22 protein-coding genes are annotated in these 22,899 nt (G+C 65.6%); 11 read left to right on the top strand and 11 right to left on the bottom strand.

Features of this window, described 5'->3' with window-relative positions; all coding sequences use genetic code 11:
* Window positions 1-107: 107 nt before the first annotated feature.
* Window positions 108-1,313: a DUF1236 domain-containing protein gene (locus tag QX121_RS08100; RefSeq protein ID WP_315811633.1), complete on the top strand. Its 1,206-nt coding sequence runs from the start codon at window positions 108-110 to the stop codon at window positions 1,311-1,313.
* Between the two features lie 237 nt (window positions 1,314-1,550).
* Window positions 1,551-2,288, top strand: coding sequence for a tetratricopeptide repeat protein (locus QX121_RS08095; protein WP_315776551.1), 738 nt, complete (start codon window positions 1,551-1,553; stop codon window positions 2,286-2,288).
* 99 nt (window positions 2,289-2,387) lie between these two features.
* Here the strand turns inward: QX121_RS08095 and QX121_RS08090 are convergent, their stop codons facing one another.
* Complete coding sequence (locus QX121_RS08090; RefSeq protein WP_315759029.1) at window positions 2,388-2,870, bottom strand: PaaI family thioesterase; 483 nt, start codon at window positions 2,868-2,870, stop codon at window positions 2,388-2,390.
* A gap of 196 nt (window positions 2,871-3,066) precedes the next feature.
* Between QX121_RS08090 and purL the strand changes: the two genes are divergently transcribed.
* Window positions 3,067-5,274 (top strand): phosphoribosylformylglycinamidine synthase subunit PurL, encoded by a 2,208-nt coding sequence (gene purL / locus QX121_RS08085; protein WP_315737354.1) that lies wholly within the window; start codon window positions 3,067-3,069, stop codon window positions 5,272-5,274.
* A 303-nt stretch (window positions 5,275-5,577) separates the two neighbouring features.
* Here purL and QX121_RS08080 read toward each other — a convergent pair whose 3' ends face one another.
* Window positions 5,578-6,774: an acyltransferase gene (locus QX121_RS08080; RefSeq protein ID WP_315776528.1), complete on the bottom strand. Its 1,197-nt coding sequence runs from the start codon at window positions 6,772-6,774 to the stop codon at window positions 5,578-5,580.
* A 432-nt stretch (window positions 6,775-7,206) separates the two neighbouring features.
* Between QX121_RS08080 and QX121_RS08075 the strand changes: the two genes are divergently transcribed.
* The gene (locus QX121_RS08075; RefSeq protein ID WP_009031962.1) at window positions 7,207-7,380 is read left to right on the top strand and encodes a DUF1328 domain-containing protein; all 174 of its coding nucleotides are present in this window, start codon (window positions 7,207-7,209) and stop codon (window positions 7,378-7,380) included.
* An 81-nt stretch (window positions 7,381-7,461) separates the two neighbouring features.
* Here the strand turns inward: QX121_RS08075 and QX121_RS08070 are convergent, their stop codons facing one another.
* Window positions 7,462-7,827 carry a DUF427 domain-containing protein gene (locus QX121_RS08070; RefSeq protein ID WP_315811606.1) on the bottom strand — a complete coding sequence of 122 codons (366 nt, stop codon included), beginning with the start codon at window positions 7,825-7,827 and terminating at the stop codon, window positions 7,462-7,464.
* A gap of 251 nt (window positions 7,828-8,078) precedes the next feature.
* Here QX121_RS08070 and QX121_RS08065 point away from each other — a divergent pair, with 251 nt between their 5' ends.
* Window positions 8,079-8,318 (top strand): BolA family transcriptional regulator, encoded by a 240-nt coding sequence (locus QX121_RS08065; RefSeq protein ID WP_315737357.1) that lies wholly within the window; start codon window positions 8,079-8,081, stop codon window positions 8,316-8,318.
* Between the two features lie 46 nt (window positions 8,319-8,364).
* Complete coding sequence (locus QX121_RS08060; protein ID WP_315774281.1) at window positions 8,365-9,567, top strand: low temperature requirement protein A; 1,203 nt, start codon at window positions 8,365-8,367, stop codon at window positions 9,565-9,567.
* Here the strand turns inward: QX121_RS08060 and egtD are convergent.
* Both egtD and egtB read right to left on the bottom strand, forming a co-directional pair.
* Complete coding sequence (gene egtD / locus QX121_RS08055) at window positions 9,543-10,514, bottom strand: L-histidine N(alpha)-methyltransferase (RefSeq protein WP_315776529.1); 972 nt, start codon at window positions 10,512-10,514, stop codon at window positions 9,543-9,545. The two genes, QX121_RS08060 and egtD, sit on opposite strands and share 25 nt — an antisense overlap.
* 54 nt (window positions 10,515-10,568) lie before the next feature.
* Window positions 10,569-11,819, bottom strand: a complete 1,251-nt coding sequence (egtB, locus tag QX121_RS08050) for an ergothioneine biosynthesis protein EgtB (RefSeq protein WP_315776530.1) — start codon at window positions 11,817-11,819, stop codon at window positions 10,569-10,571.
* A 306-nt stretch (window positions 11,820-12,125) separates the two neighbouring features.
* Between egtB and grxD the strand changes: the two genes are divergently transcribed.
* Genes grxD through QX121_RS08035 form a run of 3 tightly spaced genes read left to right on the top strand, consistent with a single transcriptional unit; the run spans window position 12,126 to window position 14,281 of the window.
* Window positions 12,126-12,464 carry a Grx4 family monothiol glutaredoxin gene (gene grxD, locus QX121_RS08045; protein ID WP_006609190.1) on the top strand — a complete coding sequence of 113 codons (339 nt, stop codon included), beginning with the start codon at window positions 12,126-12,128 and terminating at the stop codon, window positions 12,462-12,464.
* Entirely contained in the window at window positions 12,461-13,030 is a 570-nt protein-coding gene (locus QX121_RS08040) for an O-acetyl-ADP-ribose deacetylase (protein WP_315776552.1), read from the top strand. Before grxD ends, QX121_RS08040 begins: the two co-directional genes overlap by 4 nt.
* A gap of 30 nt (window positions 13,031-13,060) precedes the next feature.
* Window positions 13,061-14,281 carry a serine hydrolase domain-containing protein gene (locus QX121_RS08035; protein WP_315776531.1) on the top strand — a complete coding sequence of 407 codons (1,221 nt, stop codon included), beginning with the start codon at window positions 13,061-13,063 and terminating at the stop codon, window positions 14,279-14,281.
* A 3-nt stretch (window positions 14,282-14,284) separates the two neighbouring features.
* Here the strand turns inward: QX121_RS08035 and QX121_RS08030 are convergent, their stop codons facing one another.
* The 6 genes from QX121_RS08030 to murI form a co-directional block, all read right to left on the bottom strand.
* Window positions 14,285-15,352 (bottom strand): threonine aldolase family protein, encoded by a 1,068-nt coding sequence (locus QX121_RS08030; RefSeq protein WP_315776532.1) that lies wholly within the window; start codon window positions 15,350-15,352, stop codon window positions 14,285-14,287.
* Window positions 15,353-15,425: 73 nt separating this feature from the next.
* Window positions 15,426-15,980 (bottom strand): hypothetical protein, encoded by a 555-nt coding sequence (locus QX121_RS08025; protein ID WP_315811605.1) that lies wholly within the window; start codon window positions 15,978-15,980, stop codon window positions 15,426-15,428.
* Window positions 15,981-16,184: 204 nt separating this feature from the next.
* A complete protein-coding gene (gene rpsD / locus QX121_RS08020) occupies window positions 16,185-16,802 on the bottom strand; it encodes a 30S ribosomal protein S4 (protein ID WP_011925811.1) in 618 nt (205 codons plus the stop codon).
* Window positions 16,803-17,016: 214 nt separating this feature from the next.
* Window positions 17,017-17,841, bottom strand: a complete 825-nt coding sequence (locus QX121_RS08015) for an acyltransferase (protein ID WP_315779757.1) — start codon at window positions 17,839-17,841, stop codon at window positions 17,017-17,019.
* 293 nt (window positions 17,842-18,134) lie between these two features.
* Entirely contained in the window at window positions 18,135-18,908 is a 774-nt protein-coding gene (locus QX121_RS08010; RefSeq protein WP_315811604.1) for an HpcH/HpaI aldolase family protein, read from the bottom strand.
* Window positions 18,909-18,921: 13 nt separating this feature from the next.
* The gene (gene murI, locus QX121_RS08005; RefSeq protein ID WP_315811603.1) at window positions 18,922-19,719 is read right to left on the bottom strand and encodes a glutamate racemase; all 798 of its coding nucleotides are present in this window, start codon (window positions 19,717-19,719) and stop codon (window positions 18,922-18,924) included.
* Window positions 19,720-20,629: 910 nt separating this feature from the next.
* Between murI and QX121_RS08000 the strand changes: the two genes are divergently transcribed.
* Entirely contained in the window at window positions 20,630-21,370 is a 741-nt protein-coding gene (locus QX121_RS08000) for an HlyD family efflux transporter periplasmic adaptor subunit (RefSeq protein WP_315811602.1), read from the top strand.
* A gap of 436 nt (window positions 21,371-21,806) precedes the next feature.
* Complete coding sequence (locus QX121_RS07995; protein ID WP_315811601.1) at window positions 21,807-22,478, top strand: transposase; 672 nt, start codon at window positions 21,807-21,809, stop codon at window positions 22,476-22,478.
* The last annotated feature ends 421 nt before the right edge of the window (window positions 22,479-22,899 follow it).

The following is a 22,899-nucleotide window of genomic DNA, read 5'->3' as shown; positions in this document are numbered from 1 at the left end:
GCATGAACCAAGGAGGTTCTTATATGACGACGAAACATTGGCTGGGAACTGCCGCCATCATTCTCGCGATCGGCGCGGGTGCGAATGCCGCGTCAGCGCAATCGGAAATGAAGCACGAGGGTGGCCCGGCCGCGGCCTCGCCGCGCGAGGCGGCCCGTCCGGGCGCGGAGTCCAAGGGCGGCGGCGCTGCCGCGGCGGAACGCGCCGGGTCCGATGCGAAGCAGAGCGCGCAGGAGCGAGCCTCGGAGCGCTCGGCGCATGAGACCAAGCAGGGCGCTGACAGCAAGGCTGAGCGCGGGCCGGCGTCGGCGCAGCGCGACCACGATGCCAAGGACAGCGCCGAGACCAGGTCCCAAGCTGACAGCAAGCAGTCTGACAGCAAGGGCAAGGCCGAGTCGAAGCAACAGCAGGGACGCGCCGACGAACCGCGCAAGGGCGAGGATCGCGCGGCCGAGAGCAAGTCGGGTGCAACCGACCGCAAATCCGACCGCGAGGCCGATCGCAGCGGCATCGACAAGAGCCGGCAGAGCCAGGACGAGCGCAAGGCCGGCACGTCGGACCAGGCGGCCGACAAGCAGACCGACCGCAGCAGGCAGGCCAATCAGCCGGGCGCAACGGACAGCAAGAGCACGACCGCGCAGCAGAACCAGCAGACCGGTCCGGCCGGCGCCACCGCGGGCAAGCCGGAAGCGACCGGGCAGGCCAGCAACCAGACCCAGACCAACAGCACCCGCTCCAGCACGCAGGTTTCGGTCAACGAGCAGCAGAAGACCCGCGTGGTCGACCAGCTCAAGCGTGATCACGACTTCGACCGTGCCCGCACCGATATCGACATCCGCATCAATGTCGGCGAGCGCCTGCCGGAGCGCGTGCGGCCGCGTCCGCTGCCGTCGGAGATCGTCACCATCGTTCCGCAATATCGCGGCTACGAGTACACGGTCGTGCATGACGAGATCGCCATCATCGATCCGCGCAGCCGCGAGATCGTCGACGTGATCCCGCAAAACGGCATGCGCGCCGATCGCGGCTATGACCGCGGTGGCTACGGCGTAAGTTCGACCCGCATCGTGCTGTCGGACGATCAGCGCCAGATCCTGCGCCGCGCCGCCACCGAGACGGGCACGGTGGGCTCGACGACATCGTCATCGACCTCGTCCGGACCGAGCTGCCTGAGCCTGCGCCGCGTGCCCGATGAGCTCGCGCGCAGCAATCCGGAGCTCGCCAACTACCAGTATCTGGCGATCGGCGAGCAGGTCGTGCTGGTCGACCCCCGCGATCAGAAGGTGGTACAGGTCATCGACCAGCAGCAATAGCGGCGCGGCGATACGACGGCGGCTCGAGGGCGGGAGCGCGACGCGCTTCCGCCCTTTTTGCGCGACAGGATCGCCTTCCGTACGGCCATTGAACAAGCCTTGCTCTGCTGTTTGAACCGGCCGTTGTCCCGATGCGTCCAACCGGCCTCGTCAATTGAGCCGGCGGATGCGGGATTGTCGGCCGCGCTCGGCCACGCTATCAACGTCGGCGTGTAGGGATTGGCCGTGGGGACCGCCGTGCCGGTTGCACTCGTCATTATACTTCTTCAGATCTCGCTGATCTACCACGCCTCGCGTACCGGGCGGATGCAGCCCTGGGCGTTCATCATTTTGCTGGTCCCCTTGATCGGCGCACTCGCCTACATCGTGGTCGAGCTGGTGCCGGAATGGCTGGGCAGCCACGACGTCCAGAAGGCGCGCAAGCGCGTCGCCAACAAGCTCGACCCGGAGAAGTACTACCGCGAGTTGTCCGATCGTGTCGCGATCACGGACACGATCGCCAACCGCGCGGCGCTGGCCGAGGAATGCGTCGCCGTCGGACGCTATGACGAGGCGGAGCAGCATTACGATCACATCCTGAGCCTGCCGATGGGCCACGAGCCGCTGTTCGCGCTCGGCAAGGCCAAGGCGCAGTTCGCGCGCCGCCGCCCCACGGATGCGCTGGCGACGCTCGACGAGCTGCAGAAGGCCTGGCCGGACTACAATTCGGCCGAGGCGCATCTGCTCTATGCGCGGGCTTTGCAGGAAGCCGGCCGCACCGACGAGGCAATCGAGGAGTACCAGGCGCTGCTGGACTATGCGCCGGGCAGCGAGGCGAAGGTCCGCTACGGCACGTTGCTCAAGCTGGTCGGCCGGATCGATGAGGCCAAGGTCGTGTTCACCGAGCTGCTGATCCAGATGAAGCGCGCGCCACGACATGTGCGCAAGGCGCAGGCCGAGTGGATCGCCCTCGCCGAGAAGCAGCTCGCGGGGTGACGCCGGAAGCCCGGGTGAGTGCAGCGATATCCGGGTTCACGGACAGCGCGCGTGAGACCCCGGATATCGCTGCGCTCATCCGGGCTACGACATCATCCGCTACGGCGAGTTCGCCGCCTCCGGCGTCCGCCGCTTGACCCGCTTGATGGTCCCAGAGAACGAGAACAGCGGCCTCGGGCCGGAATGCAGCATGCCGCGCAGGAAGATCAGCGAGGCGCCGGCGCGGGTGACCTCGCCGGTAGCCTCGATCAGTTCGCCCTCACGCGCGGCATCGAGGAACTCGGACGAGAACGACACCGTGACACCCGGGCCCTGCATGATCGGCGCGGCGAAGGCGAACAGGCAGTAGTCGGCGAAGGTCATCAGGCAGCCGCCATGGACGTTGCCGCCGCCGTTGAGGTGCTTCTTCTCGACCCGGAAGGCGCAGCGGATCGAGCCATCGTCCTCCATCCGGTGCCAGAATGGCCCGGTGTGGGATTCGTAGCTGTCGCGCATCCAGGTCCGCCAGCCGGCGAACTCGCCGTCGGTCGCGATGTGGATGCCAGGACGGTTCTCGAAGGCGGAACGGGACAGGTCGTGCACGTGTCAGGGCCTTTAACTGTTGATTTACCGTCTTAAATCCGATTGGTCGCCAATCTGCAAATATCCCTTCTGGCGGTCCGGGCCAAAGCTCTGGACAGGGCGGAATAGGGCCGTAAAAGGCCTTTTCCCGCCCTGGCGATCTTTCTATGAAGCAGGCTTCAAGGGACCAGCGGCCCACGGGCAAAGGCATTTCTCCATGCGCAATGAACCGCAGATCACCCCCGAGCTCGTCGCCGCCCACGGGCTGAAGCCCGATGAATATGAGCGCATCCTGAAGCTGATTGGGCGGGTGCCGACCTTTACCGAGCTCGGCATCTTCTCGGCGATGTGGAACGAGCACTGCTCGTACAAGTCGTCGCGCATCCATCTGCGGGGACTGCCGACCAAGGCGCCCTGGGTGATCCAAGGCCCCGGCGAGAATGCCGGCGTGATCGACATCGGCGACGGCCAGGCGGTCGTGTTCAAGATGGAGAGCCACAACCACCCGAGCTACATTGAGCCGTACCAGGGTGCGACCACCGGCGTCGGCGGCATCCTGCGCGACGTGTTCACGATGGGCGCGCGCCCGATCGCCTGCCTGAACGCGCTGTCGTTCGGCGCGCCGGAGCATCCCAAGACCCGGCATCTGGTGTCCGGGGTGGTGGCCGGTATCGGCGGCTATGGCAACTCGTTTGGCGTTCCGACGGTCGGCGGCCAGACCCGCTTCCACACCCGCTATGACGGCAACATCCTGGTCAACGCCATGGCGGTCGGCCTCGCCGACGCCGACAAGATCTTCTATGCGGCGGCCTCCGGCGTGAACATGCCGATCGTCTATCTCGGCTCCAAGACCGGCCGCGACGGCATTCATGGCGCCTCGATGGCCTCGGCCGAGTTCGACGATTCCTCGGAGGAGAAGCGCCCGACGGTGCAGGTCGGCGACCCCTTCGCCGAGAAGCTGCTGCTGGAGGCGTGCCTAGAGATCATGGCCGCGGACTGCGTGATTGCGATCCAGGACATGGGTGCGGCCGGCCTGACCTGCTCGGCGGTCGAGATGGGCGCCAAGGGCGACCTCGGCGTCGATCTCGATCTCGATGCCGTGCCGACCCGTGAGATCGGCATGAGCGCCTACGAGATGATGCTCTCCGAAAGCCAGGAGCGCATGCTCATGGTGCTGAAGCCGGAGAAGGAGAAGGAGGCGGAAGCGATCTTCCGCAAATGGGGGCTCGATTTCGCGGTGGTCGGCTACACCACGCCGAGCAAGCGGTTCGTGGTGAAGCATGGCGGCGACGTCATGGCCGACCTGCCGATCAAGGAGCTCGGTGACGAGGCGCCGCTGTACGACCGTCCGCATGTGGCCTCATCGGCGCTGCCGGTGATCCACGCCCGCGAGGTCAAGTCGCCGATGGACATCATCCCGGCGTTGGAGAAGCTCGTCGCAACGCCCGATCTGTGCTCCAAGCGCTGGATCTGGGAGCAGTACGACCATGTGATCCTCGGCAACACCGTGCAGCGCCCCGGCGGCGATGCCGCAGTGGTGCGCGTGCAGGATGGCCCGAAGGGGCTTGCGCTCACCGTCGACGTCACGCCGCGCTATTGCGAGGCCGACCCGTTCGAGGGTGGCAAGCAGGCCGTCGCGGAGGCCTGGCGCAACATCACCGCGGTCGGCGGCCGGCCGCTCGCCATCACCGACAATCTCAATTTCGGCAACCCGGAGCGGCCCGAGATCATGGGGCAGTTCGTCGGCTGTCTGAAAGGCATTTCGGAAGCCTGCCGCGCGCTCGACTTCCCCGTCGTCTCCGGAAACGTCTCGCTCTACAACGAGACCAATGGCCGCGCGATCCTGCCCACGCCGTCGATCGGAGGCGTCGGCCTGCTCGATGATTTCACCAAATCGGCGAGCATCGCGTTCAAGGCCGAGGGCGAGGCGATCCTGTTGATCGGCGAGACCCATGGCTGGCTCGGCCAGTCGGTCTACCTGCGCGACATCTGCGGCCGCGAGGAGGGCGCCCCGCCGCCGGTCGATCTCGCCGCCGAGAAGCGCATCGGCGATGTCGTCCGCGGCATGATCCATGCGGGCACGGCGACGGCCGCACACGATCTCTCCGACGGCGGCCTGCTGGTGGGGCTCGCCGAGATGGCGATGGCCTCCGGGATCGGCGCGCGGCTGCTGGCCGCGCCTGCGTCGATCGTGCCGCATGCGTATTGGTTCGGCGAGGACCAGGCGCGCTATCTCGTGACGGTGCCGGAGACCGAGGCTGGCCGCGTGCTTGCCAAGATGCGCGGCGCCGGCGTGTCGTGCACGCGCATCGGCACGACAGGCGGCACAGCGCTTGCCATCGCTGGCGAGGCGTCGGTCGAGGTCACTGCGCTCAAGACCCGCTTCGAGAGCTGGCTGCCCGGCTACATGGGCGGGGCCGCCTAACTCACCCCTGTCGTCCCGGACAAGCCACGACGGCGCAAGGCGCCGTCGCGGCGCCGATCCGGGACCCAGACTCCGCGGCCGCGGTTGTCACGCACGCTGGTCGTTGAGCTCTTTCAACAACGACGCCCTGTGGTTATGGATCCCTGCTTTCGCAGGGACGACAGGGGAGTTTGCCGTGAGCGCCGCAGCCTTGCCCGGCGTCATTGCGAGCGAAGCGAAGCAATCCAGGATTCCATCGGCGGATGCAGTCTGCATTGCTTCTTCGCTTCGCTCCTCGCAATGACGGAGGAGACAGGGTCGTGCTTACAGCACGTTCTTCGCTCCCGGAATCTGCCGTAGCGCCCACGTTGCACCCCAGCTCAGGAGCACGGTGGCGACAAAGGCGATCGTGGCCTTGGCAATGGCCGGCAGATTGAGGTCGAACAGCCAGTACTGGATCCACAGCACGATCGGATAGTGCACCAGGAACATGCCATAGGCATCGGCCTGCATGCGATCGAGCACGGAGAATTCCGAGCGGCGGTTGTTGAGGAAGTAGGACAGGATCGCGAACAGGATCGCGGCGCTGAAGATGACGAACAAGAAGCCGTAGGCCGCCTCGTACCACTGCGGCAACACGGGCGGATTGCCCAGCACCTGGCGCTTGATCGTGATCAGCACCCAGAGCAGCGCATAGGGCACGAGCGTGACCACGATCCAGGCCCCGAGTCCGCGCTGCGACATCTGCCCTTCTGCGGCCAGCAGGCCGCGTTCGAAATTGGCCGAGCCGATGCCAGCCCCGACGTAGAAATAGGCGGCGTAGAGCAAGACGCGGCTGGCCTGCACCGAGAGCGGTCCGGCCTCGAACCAGAAGGTCGGGCCGAAATAGAGCCGGGACGGGATGTAGAGCACGCCAGTGATCAGCAGGAAGACGAAGAAGAAGTCGCCCGGATTCTCGAAGGCGCGCTGCGACAGCCGGTTGATCGGATCCAGCAGGCGCGGCGAGACGCGGTACAGCAGGGCCGCCGAGGTGTCGAACGCCAGCAGCACCCAGATGAACCAGATCGGCCCGCTCGGCCATGGACCGACCGTGACCGTCTTCCACCAGAAGGCAGCGAAGCTGGCTTCGGGATTGGCGCGCAGCTCGATCGCGTAATAGGCAAACGGAATGACGGTCAGGGCCGCGATGGCGAAGGGCAGGCCAAGACGCAACAGCCGGTCGCGCAGGAATTGCAGCGTCGACTTGTGAGCAAGGCCCGACCACACGAACAGGCCCGACAGGAAGAAGAACATGGCCATGAAGAAGCTGTCGGTGGCCAGCACGATGGCATCGAAGCCGAGGAAGGACGTCGGATCGGTGTGCCCGAAATAGGTATAGGGAATCACGGCGTGGTGGAGCAGCACCACCAGCGTCAGGAATGTCCGGGCGTGATCGAGCGCGGCGTTGCGCGCCCGGGCGCGCGGGCGGGCCTGAAGCTCGACCTTTGCGGCCGCCGCCGATTGTGTAACCGATATGACCATATGCCCCCCAGCGTCGCTGCTGCCCGGCCCGTGCAGCGGATGTGACGTTCGCATCCCCTTCGCCGCGGGGCGTCACGCAAACGCCGTCCAAGGCTGCGCGAGCCGGAATGATTCAATGAGATCGTGTGACTGTCTGGCACCGTCATTCGCTGGAGACGCCCGCAAGCGAGCGAATGACGGCGCCGGACCACCAGATGTTGTCGTTGGTGCTGCAAATCAGCAAGTGCCGCGGTCCGCAAGCCGGTTTCTCACACCCTCTGCCGATTTCCGCTCCCGATATCCTTACGAACCGACGACCTACGAAGTTACGGGCGGGACTGCCGTGGGTTGCGCACTTCTCGGCGACGGGATCGATGGCCGAAGGAACCGGTTCCCCGCGGCATCGTTAGTGAGGCGCCGCGCCGGCACGGCGCAGAACCGGAGGACCATACCGTGACACTTCTCAAATGGGCGTTGCTGTTCTTCGTGATCTCGGTGGTGGCCGGTATTCTCGGCTTCACCGGCATTTCGGCAGCTTCCGCCGACATTGCGCGGATCCTGTTCTACATCTTCCTGGTGATCTTCCTCGTGCTCCTGATTCTGGGGCTTACGATTTTCAGAGTGTAGCACGCCATCAGGTCAGTGACCGAAACGACCGCCGCGCCGGTATGGCCTCGCGCCCGCCGCGCGGCGGGCTGTCACCGCAGTTCAATCAACTGCGATCTCCTCGATCCGCACCTTGTCCGGATAGAACGCCAGGTGGCCCGAGATCTCGGTCATCGCCGGGAAGGGCGCCTCGTAGCTCCAGATCGCATTGTCCAATGTCTTGCCGTTGGCGACGACGCTGAAATAGCTCGCATCCCCCTTGTACGGACAATGGGTGACACGATCGGTCTTCTGCAGGGCCGCCATGTCGGCGTCGGCCCGCGGCACGTATTGAACCGCGGGGTAGCTCGCTTCCTTCAGCGTCAACGCGCGGGTGGTGTCGGCAATCACGGCGCCGTCGGCGATCACCCGCACACGTTTCGGATTGGGGGTGATGGTGATCGGGTGATCCGGTCCTGGAAGCTTCATGTCGCCCTCACGATTCAGCCTTTTGGGTGCGTCACCCGGTCCGACGTATCTCGTTTGATCCCGGTATATAGTGGTTCCGCGCGTGACCTCGAAAGCGGTTCGCGCTAGATTTCACCATCACGGTCCCGCGAGAACGCCTTGATTCGCCGTGCTCGGCGGGCCACTGATGGGAGTGCAGCCAAGCCGCGGGCCCTGCGGGCTACATCGTCCACGGGATGCGGCGCCTGCCTGACATAAGGAGATGCACCGGGATGCCCATGGATGCCCACGATATCGAGCAGATGATCAAGTCTGCCATCCCTGACGCCCAGGTGACGATTCGCGATCTCGCCGGCGACGGCGACCATTACGCCGCGACGGTGATCTCGGAATCGTTCCGCGGCAAATCCCGCGTGCAGCAGCATCAGCTCGTCTATCAATCGCTGCGCGGCCAGATGGGTGACGTGCTGCACGCTCTGGCGCTGCAGACCGGCGTGCCTGAGCAGCGCTGACCGTTCATTGCAGATCGGCAGATCGCGCAGCACGCATCCGGGGGAGATGGCGGTGGACGATCCGCGTGGTGCGCTGTTTCGCGTCATTGAGCCGAACCGGCACAGCCGGGTCACGTTCGTCGAGCTGTTCTTCGATCTCGTCTTCGTCTACGCGGTGACGCAGATCTCGCACTATCTGATCGGCCATTTCTCGCCGCTCGGCGCCGCCCAGACAGCCGTCCTGTTTCTCGCGGTCTGGTGGGTGTGGGTCTACACCGCCTGGGTCACCAACTGGCTCGATCCCGAGAAGGCGCTGGTCCGAGGTCTCTTGTTCGCGCTGATGCTGGCGGGCCTCGTGCTGTCGATGTCGATCCCGCGGGCGTTCGACGACCGCGGCCTGTGGTTCGCCATGGCCTACGCCGCCATGCAGGTCGGCCGGACCGCGTTCTGGTTGACCGCGACGCCGCCGCAGCGATCTGCCGTCCGCCGCAACGCCGCCCGCATCCTCTCCTGGCTCAGTGCCTCCGCCGTGCTCTGGCTGCTCGGCGGCCTTGCCGAGGGCCCGGCGCGGATGGGGCTGTGGGGGGCGGCGCTCACCCTGGAATATGTTTCGCCGGCCGTCCGCTTCTGGGTCCCCGGGCTGGGTGCATCCACCGTGGAGGACTGGATGGTCGAAGGCGGCCACATGGCGGAGCGCTGTGCGCTGTTCATCATCATCGCGCTCGGCGAATCCATCGTCGTCACCGGCGCGACCTTTGCCGAGCTCGACTGGACCGGAGCCAACATTGCCGCCTTCGCCAGCGCCTTCATCGGCACGGTGGCGATGTGGGCGGTGTATTTCAACCGCGGCGCCGAGGCGGGATCGGAGGTGATTTCGCAGTCGGCGCAATCCGGGCTGATGGCGCGCTCGGCTTACACCTACTTGCACATGCCGATCGTCGCCGGCATCATCGTGTCGGCCGTGTCGGACGAGATCGTCCTGAAGCACCCGCTCGGGCATGCCGACTTGAATACGGCGGCGACAACGATCGGCGGTCCGTTCGTGTTTCTGCTCGGGACCATCCTCTTCAAGTTCAACATCCGCGGTTTCCTGCAGTTGTCGCACGGCGCTGGACTGCTGGCGCTGATCGGGCTCGGCTGGTTCGCGACCGAACTGTCGCCTCTCGTGCTCTCGGCGCTGACGAGCGCGTTGCTGGCGATCGTCGCCTTGTGGGAGACGCTGTCGCTGCGATCGAAGCCAGAGCCTCACGCCTCGGCGACGAGCGCCTGAACCGAGAACATCTTCTCCGCATCCGTCCACACGGTCCGGACTTTCCAGCCAGAACCACGGGCCAGCGCGCCGAAGCGCTCGATGCTGTATTTGTAGCTGTTCTCGGTGTGGATGCTCTCACCGGCGCGGAACGAGAGGGTGGTGCCGAGCAGCCGTACAGTCTGCGGCTTCCGCGCCACCAGATGCATCTCGATGCGGTGCTGCTCGCGATTGTAGATCGCCCGGTGGACGAAGGCGGACAGGTCGAAATTGCCGCCGAGCTCCCGGTTCATCCGCAACAGCAGATTGAGATTGAAGCGCGCGGTCACGCCGGCCGCGTCGTTGTAGGCGGCATGCAGGACGCGCTCGTCCTTCTCCAGGTCGACACCGACGATCATCAGCGCGCCGGTCCCTAGGATCTCGCGCGCTGAGCGCAGGAAGCGGCAGGCCTCGTGCGGCTCGAAATTGCCGATCGTCGATCCCGGAAAGAAGCCGACCTTCGGCTTGCCTTCGATGGCCTCGGGGAGTTTGAACGCCGTGGTGAAGTCGGCGACGACCGGGTGCACGGCGAGCTGCGGGAAGTCGCGGCGCAGGCTGTCGGCCTGTGCGGTCAGGAACTCGCCGGAAATATCGACCGGCACGTAGGCCGCGAAGCGGCAGCTTTCCAGCAGCAGCCGCACCTTGGTGGTGGCGCCGGCGCCGAACTCGACCAAGGCCGCCTCATCGGGAATGATCGCTGCGATCTCGGCGCCGCGATCCCTGAGAATGCCGAGCTCGGTGCGGGTCGGATAGTACTCCGGCAGCCGCGTGATCTGCTCGAACAGATCCGATCCCGCCGCGTCATAGAAATACTTCGGCGACAGCTGCTTGGGCTGCTGCGCGAGGCCTGCGACCGCATCGCGCGCGAATGCCGACGTCTCGGCGTCGGGAAGGTGAGCGTTGGACAACGTGTTGACGTGCACGTTCATGATACTCTCCTGGACGCGCACGGGCGCGACTGTCGGGAAGCGAATGTGGGTTGATCAGGCGTAGTCGGCGAGCCGGAGCCCAGTGAATTGCCAGCGATGATGCGGATAGAAGAAGTTGCGATAGGTGACGCGGCTGTGGCCTGCCGGCGTCGCGAGCGATGAGCCGCGCAGCACCAGCTGATTGACCATGAATTTGCCGTTGTACTCGCCGAGCGCGCCTTCGATGGCACGATAGCCGGGATAGGGGCTGTAGGCGCTGCGGGTCCATTGCCACACGGTGCCGAAGGCATCATTGAGCTGGTTGCCGCGCGCGGCGACCTCCCACTCCATCTCGGTCGGTAGGTGCTTGCCGCGCCAGCGCGCGAACGCATCAGCCTCGTAGTAGCTGACGTGGCAGACGGCTGCGTCAGGATCGACGGTCGTCAATCCGCCCAGCGTCATGATGCGCCACTCGCCCTCGACCTTGTACCAATGACCGGGAGCCTGCCAGCCCTCGCGGCTGGCGGCAGCGAAGCCGTCCATGAGCCAGAGCGTGGCGGTCCGGTAGCCGCCGTCATCCATGAAGGCGAGCCACTCGGCATTGGTGACGAGATTGCGCGCGATCCCGACCTGCCCGACGAGCGCCCGATGCGCCGGCCCCTCATTGTCGAAATGGTAACCATCGCCGGCGTGCCCGACGGTGTGGATGCCTTCGGGGAGGTGGACCCAATCCTTGCTCCGGTCCGTTGGGGACGGAAATGTCCACGATGGATCGTAGGCCGGCGCCGTCGGATTCTGCGCGAACGCATGCAGGATGTCGGTCAGCATCAGCTCCTGGTGCTGCTGCTCGTGATTGAGGCCGACCTCCACGAGCGGCGCCACGGCTGCCAAGGTCGCGGCATCGGCTTGGTCCAGGAAGTCGACCATGGCCGCGTCGACATGCCGGCGGTACGCCGTGATCTCGGCCACCCCCGGGCGGGTGATCAGTCCCCGCTCGCCCCGCGTGTGGCGCGGGCCCGCACTGACGTAATAGGAGTTGAACAGGAAGGCATAATCGGGGTGAAAAGGGGCATATCCTCGGCAGTGCGCGCCGAGCACAAATTGCTCGAAGAACCAAGTGGTATGGGCGCGATGCCATTTGGCCGGACTGGCGTCCGGCATCGATTGGATGACCTGGTCTTCCGGGGTCAGCGGGGCCGCCCGGGCTTCGGTCTCGTTCCGGACCGCGAGATACGCCTCGATCAGACTGCCGGCCAGGCGACCCGGCCCAGGGGTTTGCGCAGCGGTGATCTGATGCGGGGCCGTGGCGGACGCTGAACTGGTCACGAGGGTCTCCGTTTGCCGGGAGAAAACGATGTTCGACGGAACAAGTTCCTTTTGGGCGGTTCGTCCTAGATAGGGGCTTGGTTACGGGATGAAACCCTCGTGGCGGCTATAATATTGCTGCCATCAGCCTATGGTCCGGCCGGGTGACTGTGTTGCGGAATGATCCTCGGCATTTTACTTTGGCTGAACAACGGTTTGCGCTACATATAAGACAGTGACGGTCGGCTCTGGACGAAATCTGTCCGGCGGCGACCCGCGCGGCACCGAGCCCCAGGCGTTCCTTGAGGCGCCCTAGAGGAAGCGAAGATGAGCATTGAGCAATTCATTGACAACGAAGTGAAGTCGAACGACGTCGTCCTGTTCATGAAGGGGACACCGCAGTTTCCGCAGTGCGGATTTTCCGGCCAGGTCGTGCAGATCCTCGACCACGTCGGCGTCGGCTATAAGGGCCTCAACGTTCTCGAATCTGCCGAGCTGCGCAACGGCATCAAGACGTTCTCGAACTGGCCGACGATTCCGCAGCTCTATGTGAAGGGCGAGTTCGTCGGCGGCTGCGATATCGTCCGCGAGATGTTCCAGAGCGGCGAACTGCAGCAGCTGTTCACCGACAAGGGCATCCCGGTCGGCACGGCGGCCTCGGCCTGAGCTATCCAGTCCGAAAGATCGGCGCGACCCGATTCGAGGTCATCGTTGCCGACATCACCAAGCTCGGCGTTGACGCCATCGTCAACGCCGCGAACTCGTCTTTGCTCGGCGGTGGCGGCGTCGACGGTGCGATCCACCGTGCGGCGGGGCCGGACCTCGTCATGGAATGCCGCATGCTCCATGGCTGCAAGACCGGTGAGGCCAAGATCACCAAAGGCTACCGGCTGCCGGCCCGCCACGTGATCCACACCGTTGGCCCAGTCTGGCAGGGCGGCGACCGCGGCGAGCCGGATTTGCTGGCCTCGTGCTACCGCCGCTCGATCGAGCTGTGTCACAAGCATGTCTTGGACTCCGTCGCGTTTCCCGCGATCTCGACCGGCATCTTTCGCTTCCCCGCCGATCGTGCGGCGTCGATCGCGGTCGCAACCTCGATCGAGGCGATCAGCACGGAGACCTCGCTCTCCCAGATCGTGTTCTGCTGCTTCTCCGAACAGAGCGCCGGGCTGCACGATGAGGCGCTCAGCGAGGCGCTCGCCAGCCGCGCTCGCGCGGGCTCGGTGAGGTGACAGCCATCGACACGCGGCGGTGCCGTTAGGATGGACCGGCTGGTCTCGCGACGGACGCTGCTCGGCGCGTTGCTCGCGATGCCCATGCTGCCTGCTCTGGCCCGCGCAGGCGCACAGTCGCCGCGCGATCTCGACCGGCGGCGCCTCGAGGCGGTCCCGACCTATTTCCGCGACGAAGTCTCCGCCGGCAACATTCCGGGCGCGGTCGTGCTGATTCAGCAGCACGACAGCCCTGTCCTGCTGCAGAGTTTCGGTGTTCGCGATCCCGCGACGCGCGCGCCGATGACGGAGGATGCGATCTTCCGCATCTACTCGATGTCGAAACCGGTCACGTCGGTGGCGGCGATGATGCTGGTCGATGACGGCAGGCTGAAGCTCGATGATGCGCTGGCGAGCTACATTCCCGCCTTCGCTGACGTGAGGGTCGGCGCTGCTCCAGTGGCGCGCCCGATCACCATCCGCGATCTGCTGCGCCATACCTCCGGCATCACCTACGGCTTTTATGGCGAGACGGCCGTGCGCCGGCTCTATGCGAAGGCGCCTCTGTTTGACGGCGACATCGACAACGCCACCTTCGTCGAGCGCCTCGCCAGGCTGCCGCTGGCCGAGCAGCCTGGCACGGTGTGGGACTACGGCCACTCGACCGACGTGCTCGGGCGGGTGATCGAAATCGTCTCCGGCCGCTCGCTCTATGAGTTCGAGCAGGAGCGGCTGCTCGGGCCGCTCGGCATGCGCGAGACGGCGTTCTTCCTCGCCGACCCGAGCCAGCGTAGCCGCGTCGCCGAACCGTCGCCGCGCGACTGGTTCGATCGTCCGATCGCCGGCATCGACGATCCCATTCGGCCCAGACGCTGGGAGTCGGGCGGGGCGGGGATGATCAGCACCATCTCCGACTACGCGCGGTTCGCTCAGATGCTGCTGAACGGCGGTGAGCTTGACGGCCGCTATTATCTCAAGCCTGAGACCGTCGCGGTCATGACGCGGGATCATGTCGTTGGGGCGGGAATTCGTCGTGACGACCTCTATTTTCCCGGCGCCGACAGCGGCTTCGGCTTGGGTTTCTCCATGCGCATCACGGAGAAGCCTCCGGTGCCATCAGGCGAATATGGCTGGGACGGCGTCGGCGGGACGTTCTTCTTCATCGATCCCGCCGACGACCTGTTCGTCATCGTCATGATGCAGGCGCCCTCGCAGCGCGGCCGCATCGCGAGCGATGTGCGGCGGCTGGTCTATGCGGCGCTCGCACCATGATCCTCATGCTCCGCGCACGATCTCCCGGACATGGCCGATGGTCTCCTCGATCATGGCTGCGGTCACGTCGAGATGGGTGCAGGCGCGGATGCGGCCGTCCATCATCGCGAGCAGCACGCCGCGCTTGCGCAGCTCGGTCACCATCTTGTCGCCGGGCACACCGGAGCCGTCGGGCTTGAAGAACACGAGATTGGTCTCTGGCTCCTGGACCTCGACGCCCTGGATCTGCGACAGCCCGCGCGCCAGCGCCCGTGCATTGGCGTGGTCCTCGGCGAGCCGGTCGACATGGTGATCGAGCGCGTAGATGCAGGCTGCCGCGACGATTCCGGCCTGGCGCATCGACCCGCCGAGCCGCTGCTTCCAGCGCCACACCTCGTCGATGAAGGCGGCGCTGCCGGCGAGCGCGCCGCCGATCGGCGCGCCCAGCCCCTTGGAGAAATCGATCCAGGCCGAATCCCAGCCCGCGGTCATCTCGGCGGCCGGAATGCCGGTGGCAACCGTCGCGTTGAGCAGCCGCGCGCCGTCCATGTGCGTCGCCATGCCGTTCGCCTTGGCGATCTCGACGATCTCGTCGAGATCAGCCTTCTTCCAGATCGTGCCGCCGCCGATATTGGCGGTCTGCTCGACGCTGACGACGGTCTGCGGCGGCTGGTAGCGCGAGCGCGGATGCAGCGCGGCGCGGAATGTCTCCGGCGTGAACTGGCCGTCGGGCCCCTTCAACTGCGTGACCTGAAAGCCGCCGAGCGCGGCATGGGCGCCGCCCTCGCGCGAGATGATGTGCGCGGTCTCATGCGCGAGGATCTCGTCGCCCGGCCGGCAATGCACCAGCGTCGCCGCGACGTTGCACATCGTGCCCGACGGCATCAGCACCGCGGCCTCCTTGCCGAGCAGCGCGGCGACGCGGCCGCACAATTCATGCACGGTCGGATCGTCGCCGATCTGCTCGTCGCCGACCTCGGCGCGCGCGATGGCCTCGCGCATCGCGGCTGTCGGGCGGGTCTGCGTGTCCGACAACAGGTTGACGCGCACGGGCGGCGCCTTGGGATCGCGCGGGGGCGGGGTGTAATACATCGGCAGTCCTCGTTCGGCTCATCACGACCCGACCTTACCCAACTCGCATCGCCCCCGCAAAACGCCTCCTCGATTACGCCGCGCGCGGCGGGTTGAGCCAGATGTCCGGCCGTCGCAACGGCCGGGTCTCGATCGGCTCGGCCACCAGCGGCGGCGCCTCGGTGCAATCGAACACCCAGGAGTCGAGCGGGCTCTGCCGTGACGGTGAAAGAAGCAGCGCGGCGCCCGGCCGCTGCCGCCGGATGTTCCAGCCCATGTTCACCGCGGCCCAGCCGACCAGCATGGTGTGCCATTCGTCGGCGAGCTCGCGCGAATCATCGAAACAGTGGAGGAGCTCGAGCGCGTAGGGATCGTGGCGAAGCTGCGCGTCGGCAAAGGTGAGCCCGGTGCCGAGATGGCGGATCACATGGGCTGTCGCATCGGACTGGACGTGCCAGCAGGAGCGTTCGAGAATGTCGAAGACCGTCGAAGGGTAGAGGCCGTCATTGAATCGGTAACGGATCCCCGAGGGCCGTGCGCGTAACGGTGAAGCGCTGAGGGGCGGCGCCCGCAACGGCGGCAGAGGCGGAGCACCGACCGCATCGGTCGGCAACGCACCGAAGATGATATTGCGCCTGTTGAACTCCATGGCGAACGCCCCGCTACTTTACAACTGCAGACAGTGAATCACGGGACGGATTCGCTGTCAGCCCAGGTTGGGGCGATTTCGTGGCAGGTGTGGCATTCGGGAATCGGTTCGTCCCATCCGAAAAGAAGCCCAAAAAAGAAAGGCCCCGGCGCGTGCCAGGGCCTTCGGATTATCAGATGGGATCGGACCGCGGTCCGGTCAAGATCAGCGCGAGTAGAACTCGACGATCAGATGCGGCTCCATCTGCACCGCGAACGGCACGTCCGACAGCGCGGGGATGCGGATGAACTTCGCGGTCATCTTGGAGTGATCGGCCTCGATGTAGTCGGGCACGTCACGCTCGGCGAGCTGGGTCGCTTCCAGCACCACGGCGAGCTGCTTCGAGGCTTCCTTGACCTCGATCACGTCGCCAGGCTTGACTTGGTAGCTCGCGATGTTGACCTTGCGGCCGTTCACCTTGATGTGGCCGTGGTTGATGAACTGGCGCGCCGCGAACATGGTCGAGACGAACTTGGCGCGGAAAACGACGGTGTCGAGCCGGCGCTCCAGGATGCCGATCAGGTTCTCACCGGTGTCGCCCTTGAGACGGCCGGCCTCGACATAGATGCCGTGGAACTGGCGCTCGGAGATGTTGGCGTAATAGCCCTTCAGCTTCTGCTTGGCGCGCAGTTGGACGCCGAAGTCCGAGAGCTTGCCCTTGCGGCGCTGGCCGTGCTGGCCGGGGCCGTATTCGCGGCGGTTGACGGGGCTCTTCGGGCGGCCCCAGATGTTCTGGCCCATGCGGCGATCGATCTTGTACTTCGCCTCACTGCGCTTAGTCATCGCGTCCTCTTCGATCAAGTTAGGGTTTGAGGAAACGCGCCCTCCTGTGTGTCCGGGAAACCCGGTCCACCGACAGGCCCATCCCCAAAGCATGAAGGGATGAAGGCCACGGGTCGCGAAACGCAACGCGGGCCGAAACCGGCCCGCGAGCAGGCGGGTTCTACGGGAGAACCTGCCGACTTGTCAAACCGCAACCGGCGCTTTTGCCGGCGAATCACCGCTGCGGCTCTCCCGCAACGGTAATTTTCTGCCGCGCAGCCGGGAATCCGGGTACGGCCTCCGCCGGCCCACGGCCGCACGGGGTTCCGGCCTTCAGCTCGGCCGCGATCTCCCCGTTCAGCACCTGCTCGAGCCGGATTGCGGTCCTGGCCATCATGGCGCCGTCGGTGACCCGGTGGTCCCAGCGGATCAGGATGGCCAGGGTATGGTCGGGCTGGATGACGTCGTAATTGACGATGAACGGTCCCGGGCTCAGGGCCAGCAGCTGGCCGCCACCGCAGGCGGCGACGCTGGTCACGGAGAAATTGCCGAACCAGTTGGCCCGCTGCCGGCCGAAGCCGAGCCCGACCCACCAGGCGAACCGGCGCAGCGGCAACGGCAGCCGGGTCGCCCGCATGATCTTGCGGAACATGGCGACGTCCTCGACCGGCGCCTCCTTGCCCTGCCGGATCACGGCATCGATCTCGGCCAGGGTCATGGTCTCCGGCCCGGAGATGCGCTGCGGCAGCACGCAATCCTCACCATGTTCGACCCGGGCGATGGTGACGGTGGCGACGCTGCGCGGCAGCTCGTAGAAGCAGGGCCAGGGCCATTTGACGTAGAGCGTGCGCAGCACCGGCTCGTCGCGGGCGACCAGGGCGAACGCCTTGACGAAGATCGCGGCGAAACCGGGCGGACGGACGGCCGCGGCGCGGGCCTCGAGCAGCGGGCCGATATGGATCGTACGCGCCAGCGACACGAACGGCACGTCACGCGAGGCATGCATCAGATCGATGATCAGACGGCGGTGCAGCGAGATCGGCTTGGTTGTTCCGCGCATCGTGAGATCGATCGCTCCCGCTGGTTTCTGTCTTGGCCGTCTCGCGTGGCCGTTGCTTGGTGGCTCCCGGCCTGGGCCGGTGGCGGGCCTCTGTTAGCACCGGGGCGCCGTGCAGCAAACGCCTCGTTTGGGCGTCAGGGCGCCGGCGAGGCGAGCGGCTTGGTCTTGTCGACCACCCCGAGCCCGGGCAGGGCCGGCGACAGGCCGAGAATCGTCTTTTTCATCATGGTGTTCCCCCCAACTCTTGTTCTTTGTTTGGAACGTGAAGGACCGGCCCAAGCCGGCCGCCGACTCTAGCGCTTGATCCCCTCGAAGCTCGCGGCAATGCCGCGCTGGAACAAGGACCAGTCGAAGCCGAGCGCCAGCGCCAGGTAGCCGCGCTCAATCATTGCATTGGCCTGCTCAGCCGAGCGCGCGGCGCCGCCGATCGGCACGCCCGATCTGAGGATGCCGGCCTCGGCGCGGGCGATCAGGGATTTCACTTCGGGATCATCGAGCTGGCCGCGCTTGTTGATCGAGGTCGCCAAGTCGCCGGGACCGATCACGGCAATGTCGATGCCGGGGGTGGCCACGATCTCGTCGATGCGCTCGACCGCCTCGACGTGCTCGATCGTCACCATGCAGATCATGTCGTCGTCGGCGGTCGCCATGTAGTCGGCCATCGACACGTTCCAGTGGAACGGCGCGTGGAACGGACCCCACAACCGGTCGCCGCGGGGCGGATAGCGCACGCTGCGCACCGCCTTCTCGGCCTCAGTGCGGCTCGAGATCATCGGGAAGTTGATGCCGAGCGCGCCGAGGTCCATCGGCGCCTTGGCGAGATGCGGCTCGTTGGCGGCAATGCGCACCAGCGGCACGCAGGGCGTGCCTGCCGTGGCCGTGATCATCGCATGCGCGGTGGAGAGATCGATCGGGCCATGCTCGAGATCGACGATGATCCAGTCGAGCTGCTGCGCCATGATGCGCACGGTCTGGATGCTCGGGATGGTGGCGATGGCGCCGAAGGTCGGCCTCCTGTCGCACCAGGCCTGCTTGAGGCGGTTGAGCGGTTGGGGCGCTGTGGACATCGGACGGTCTCCGTCAGGCCGGGACGCGGCCGCCGAAATAGGGCGTGAGCGCGCGGCCGAGCTGATGTGGCTTGTTCGAGGTGAAGATCATGGTGGCGCCGCCATCGTCGGGGCCGCTGGCCGGCGGGCCTAGCAGGTCGGCGACCCGGCGCGCGATGGCGGGTGCCGGGTCGATCCAGGTGACGGGCCAGGGCGCCAGGCGTTCGAGCCGGTCGAGCAGCAGCGGATAATGCGTGCAGGCGAGCACGACCGTGTCGGTCCGGCCTGTGGGATCGGCGGCGTCGCCCACGAAGCAGGGCGCGATCTCGGCGGCGATGGCCGCATCGCTGACCTGGGTGCCGCTAAGCGCGGCCTCTGCCAGCGACGCGAGATCCGGCGAGCCGACCAATGTGACGGTGCAGCCTTGCGCGAAGTCGCGGATCAGCGCGTGGGTGTATTCGCGCGCCACCGTGGCCTTGGTGCCGAGCACTGAGACGCGCCTGGTCTGCGACTGCGCGCAGGCCGGCTTGATTGCCGGCACGGTGCCGACGAAAGGCACGGCATAGGCGGCCCGCAGCGGCGCCAGCGTCTGCACCGAGGCGGTGTTGCAGGCGATCACGATCAGGTCGGGCCGGTGCGCGGCGATCAGCTCGCCCATCAGCGGCACCACGCGGGCGATCAGGGCCTGCTCGCTGTGATGGCCGTAGGGGAAGAAGGCGTCATCGGCGACATAGACGTAATGCGCGTCCGGCCGGGCGCGCACCACCTCGCGCAGCACGGACAGGCCGCCGAGGCCTGAGTCGAAGACGAGAATCGTAGGGCGGTGGGTCACGTGGCGAGTCTACCGGATCGGAGACGGTGATTCAGTCGGTTTTTCTGCGGGATTTGGCGGGAGTGAGGCGCTTGGGTGTGTTCGGGCAGCGGGGGTGAAGGTTCAAAACGCACATGGGTGTCACGGTGCCTGCCGAAATCTCGGTGTCATCCCGGCGAACGCCGGGATCCATAACCACCGGCGGGGTTGGGCGTGCGAGCTGGACGCTCCAGCGTGCGTCACACGACGGCGCGGCGGAGCATGGGTCCCGGGTCGGCGCCGCGCCAACGCTGACGCGTTGCCGCAGCTTGCCCGGGACGACAGTGGAGCTTGTAGGCGCAGCATCTCATCCTCGCGCCCGCTTTCGCGTCCGAGTGTTGCTCGTCTGATCGCCCTCTCGAGAATGAGGGCGCGGGAAAGGCCGGGTGCCGGTCGCACCCATGGCCCGCCTGCGAAAAAAATGCAGGCGGCAGGAACCACAGGTACGGGCCGGATCATCCGGCCTTCCCCGCGCGATGGCGTTACGGCTTATACGTGATCTCCCCGGGGATCGGCTTTCTTTGCCCCCGTCGCCCGCGCGCTCGTCGAACTTGCAGCGCCAGCTTGGCATCAGCACCGGGATGCCAGGACCACACGATTTCGCCGTGCGCATCGGATCGTTCGTCGGCATGATCGCTCACGCTGCAACCCGACACGCCCACCGCATCCCGCACCCAACGCTCGTGACGATCGCGAAACGCCCCTCAAGTGAGGCGGGACGGCGCGAAGGATAGCACATGATTCCGAAAAACAGAAGAAAAATCTTCGAGGCAGCCGGCCGAAACCGTGATCCCCTTGTAACGAATTGGCAACCTGATTTTTGCTGCCGGCAATCTCGCCTTGCTCGGAGACGGGCGGAGGATGTTTCCTCCCAGGCTGGGACGAGCCTGCGATGATGGGGCAAGCGCTGGCCGAGCTCGAGCGCACCGTGACGGAGGCCGTGCGCCGCCGCGTCGCGCAGGGGCTGATGCAGGCAAGGCTCGATGTGGCCCGACTCAGCGTGCTGCGCGACAGCTTCGCCGATCTCGCCGAGCTGCGGCCGCTGGTGGTGCCGCAAGGCGCCGCGCCGACCGATGTCGCGCGCACCCGCGCCGCGTTGCAGGCCCAGGCCGCCGAGCAGCAGTCGAAGCTCGCCTCCAACCTGCAGCAGCTCGCGCTGCACACCGTCGGCGGCGTCGTCACCCCGGCGCAACAACTGATGCTCATTGTCCCCGCCGACAGCCAGCTCGAGGCCGAAGCCATGATCTCCAACCGCGACATCGGCTTCGTCAATGTCGGCCAGCCAGCCGAGATCAAGATCGACACCTTCAACTTCACCCGCTACGGCCTCGTCCGCGGCAAGGTGCTGAGCGTCTCGCAGGATTCGATCGTGCGCGAAAAGCCGACCGACAAGCAGAACGGCGGCAAGAACGCCGGCGCGCTGGCGGAGACCAGCGAGCCGGCGGGGCAGGAGTTCATCTATTCGGCGCGGGTGTCGCTGGACGAGAAGCAGATGCAGGTCGAGGATAGGATGGTGGCGCTGGCGCCGGGCATGGCGGTGACGGTGGAGATCAAGACGGGGACGCGGCGCATCATCGAATACGTGATGTCGCCGCTGTTGAGGTATAAACAAGAAAGTTTGAGGGAGAGATAATCGCCTCCTCGAGAATTCGAGGCTAGTGGAGGTCAGAGCATGCCAAGCAGCTACCGTCCTCTTACTAGGCGATATACTGCAATTCGAGGAGAATACATGCGCGACTTCGTTCTAACCATCGCGATTTTCGGTGTTACGGTGTTGACGTATTGGTACTTCGGACGTGCGGTCTTATGTGCCGCTATAACAGGAGTCTGGTCCATGAACGGCGAGGTCGTTACCAGGTCCGAGCGTCCCCTGCGATACTATCTGGCGATGCTCGCCTCGCTTTGGTTCCTACTGATTGTTACGGGATCATCATTCGCGATGGCAATGTTCTGGTTGATGTAGTCTGCAAAACGAAAGATCAAAAAATGTCAACTTTCGCTGAAGACTGGCAGTTACGGTGACAGTGCACTTAATTTGACATGCGCCGTCCGAGTGCGCATGATGCTGCATGGCCCGCCTTGCCCGTGTCGTCATCCCTGGTCTGCCGCACCACGTCACCCAGCGCGGCAATGGCCGGGCGCGAACATTCTTCGGCGACGAGGACTACGCGCTGTACCGCGATTTGCTCGCGACCCATTGCCGGGCGGCTGACGTCGCGGTGTGGGCGTGGTGCCTGATGCCGAACCACGTGCATCTGATCCTGGTGCCGTCGGATGCCGACGGTTTGCGCCGGGCGCTGTCGCGGGTGCATCGCATCTATGCTGGCGTCATCCAGGCGCGCCGCAAGCGCAGCGGGCATTTCTGGCAGGGGCGGTTCGGCGCGGTGGCGATGGACGAGGCGCATCTGGCGGCGGCGCTGCGCTATGTCAGTCTCAATCCGGTGCGGGCGCGGCTGGTGGCGCGCGCCCAGGACTGGGTCTGGTCGAGCACGCGCGCGCATCTGCGCGGGCGCGACGATGGCCTGACCGAGCGCGAGCCCGTGAAGGCGATGTTCCCGGACATCGCCGAACTCCTGACCCGCGCGCCGGAGGACGAGGAGGCTCTGTTCGCGCGTCTGCGCGCCGCCGAGAGCATCGGCCGGCCGATCGGCAGCGACCGCTTCCTCACCCGCATCGAGAAAATGACCGGGCGCGTGCTCAAGCCGGCCAAACGTGGGCCGAAGCCGGCAGCGGAGGATTGAGCGGGGGACGTTGAAACGAGGCTTGCGCAGTTTTGTGCACTGTCACCGTAACCGAAAGTGGATGATCGATATCCGTTTGTGTCAGATGGTCCGCCAAGCTAACAAAGGGCACGCGTATGGTTGATGTAGCTTTGACTATCTTCATATTCGGAATGACTTGTTGGACGGACTGGTATTTTGGACGCTTAATTATAAGCGCCGTTCGATCCGGAACGTGGTCGATGAATGGCGCTATATTTAACCGATCGGCTCGTCCGGGAATGTACTACTTCGCTATCTTCGGAGCCCTTCTGTTCGTGATCATAATGACGGCTGCGTCCTATGCGGTGGCCACGGAATGGCTGCGGCAGTAGTAGCTGGTCAAAGAACGATCAAAGGAAATTGACGATGGGAACCTTTGCGGAAGACTGGGCCGAAAATT

The organism is Bradyrhizobium sp. SZCCHNR2028, assembly GCF_032380995.1.
Classification (GTDB): domain Bacteria; phylum Pseudomonadota; class Alphaproteobacteria; order Rhizobiales; family Xanthobacteraceae; genus Bradyrhizobium.
The sequence above is the reverse complement of the archived record's forward strand: the minus strand, read 5'-3'. Positions and strand labels throughout refer to the sequence as shown.

What these genes read in the sequence shown, in the direction of transcription:
- QX121_RS08100 (WP_315811633.1), top strand. Translation starts at nt 108, where the DNA reads ATGAAGCACGAGGGTGGCCCGGCCGCGGCCTCGCCGCGCGAGGCGGCC.
- purL (WP_315737354.1), top strand. Translation starts at nt 3,067, where the DNA reads ATGCGCAATGAACCGCAGATCACCCCCGAGCTCGTCGCCGCCCACGGG.
- QX121_RS08080 (WP_315776528.1), bottom strand. Translation starts at nt 6,774, where the DNA reads ATGGTCATATCGGTTACACAATCGGCGGCGGCCGCAAAGGTCGAGCTT.
- QX121_RS08070 (WP_315811606.1), bottom strand. Translation starts at nt 7,827, where the DNA reads ATGAAGCTTCCAGGACCGGATCACCCGATCACCATCACCCCCAATCCG.
- QX121_RS08065 (WP_315737357.1), top strand. Translation starts at nt 8,079, where the DNA reads ATGCCCATGGATGCCCACGATATCGAGCAGATGATCAAGTCTGCCATC.
- QX121_RS08060 (WP_315774281.1), top strand. Translation starts at nt 8,365, where the DNA reads ATGGCGGTGGACGATCCGCGTGGTGCGCTGTTTCGCGTCATTGAGCCG.
- egtD (WP_315776529.1), bottom strand. Translation starts at nt 10,514, where the DNA reads ATGAACGTGCACGTCAACACGTTGTCCAACGCTCACCTTCCCGACGCC.
- grxD (WP_006609190.1), top strand. Translation starts at nt 12,126, where the DNA reads ATGAGCATTGAGCAATTCATTGACAACGAAGTGAAGTCGAACGACGTC.
- QX121_RS08035 (WP_315776531.1), top strand. Translation starts at nt 13,061, where the DNA reads ATGGACCGGCTGGTCTCGCGACGGACGCTGCTCGGCGCGTTGCTCGCG.
- QX121_RS08030 (WP_315776532.1), bottom strand. Translation starts at nt 15,352, where the DNA reads ATGTATTACACCCCGCCCCCGCGCGATCCCAAGGCGCCGCCCGTGCGC.
- QX121_RS08025 (WP_315811605.1), bottom strand. Translation starts at nt 15,980, where the DNA reads ATGGAGTTCAACAGGCGCAATATCATCTTCGGTGCGTTGCCGACCGAT.
- rpsD (WP_011925811.1), bottom strand. Translation starts at nt 16,802, where the DNA reads ATGACTAAGCGCAGTGAGGCGAAGTACAAGATCGATCGCCGCATGGGC.
- QX121_RS08015 (WP_315779757.1), bottom strand. Translation starts at nt 17,841, where the DNA reads ATGCGCGGAACAACCAAGCCGATCTCGCTGCACCGCCGTCTGATCATC.
- QX121_RS08010 (WP_315811604.1), bottom strand. Translation starts at nt 18,908, where the DNA reads ATGTCCACAGCGCCCCAACCGCTCAACCGCCTCAAGCAGGCCTGGTGC.
- QX121_RS08000 (WP_315811602.1), top strand. Translation starts at nt 20,630, where the DNA reads ATGATGGGGCAAGCGCTGGCCGAGCTCGAGCGCACCGTGACGGAGGCC.
- QX121_RS07995 (WP_315811601.1), top strand. Translation starts at nt 21,807, where the DNA reads ATGGCCCGCCTTGCCCGTGTCGTCATCCCTGGTCTGCCGCACCACGTC.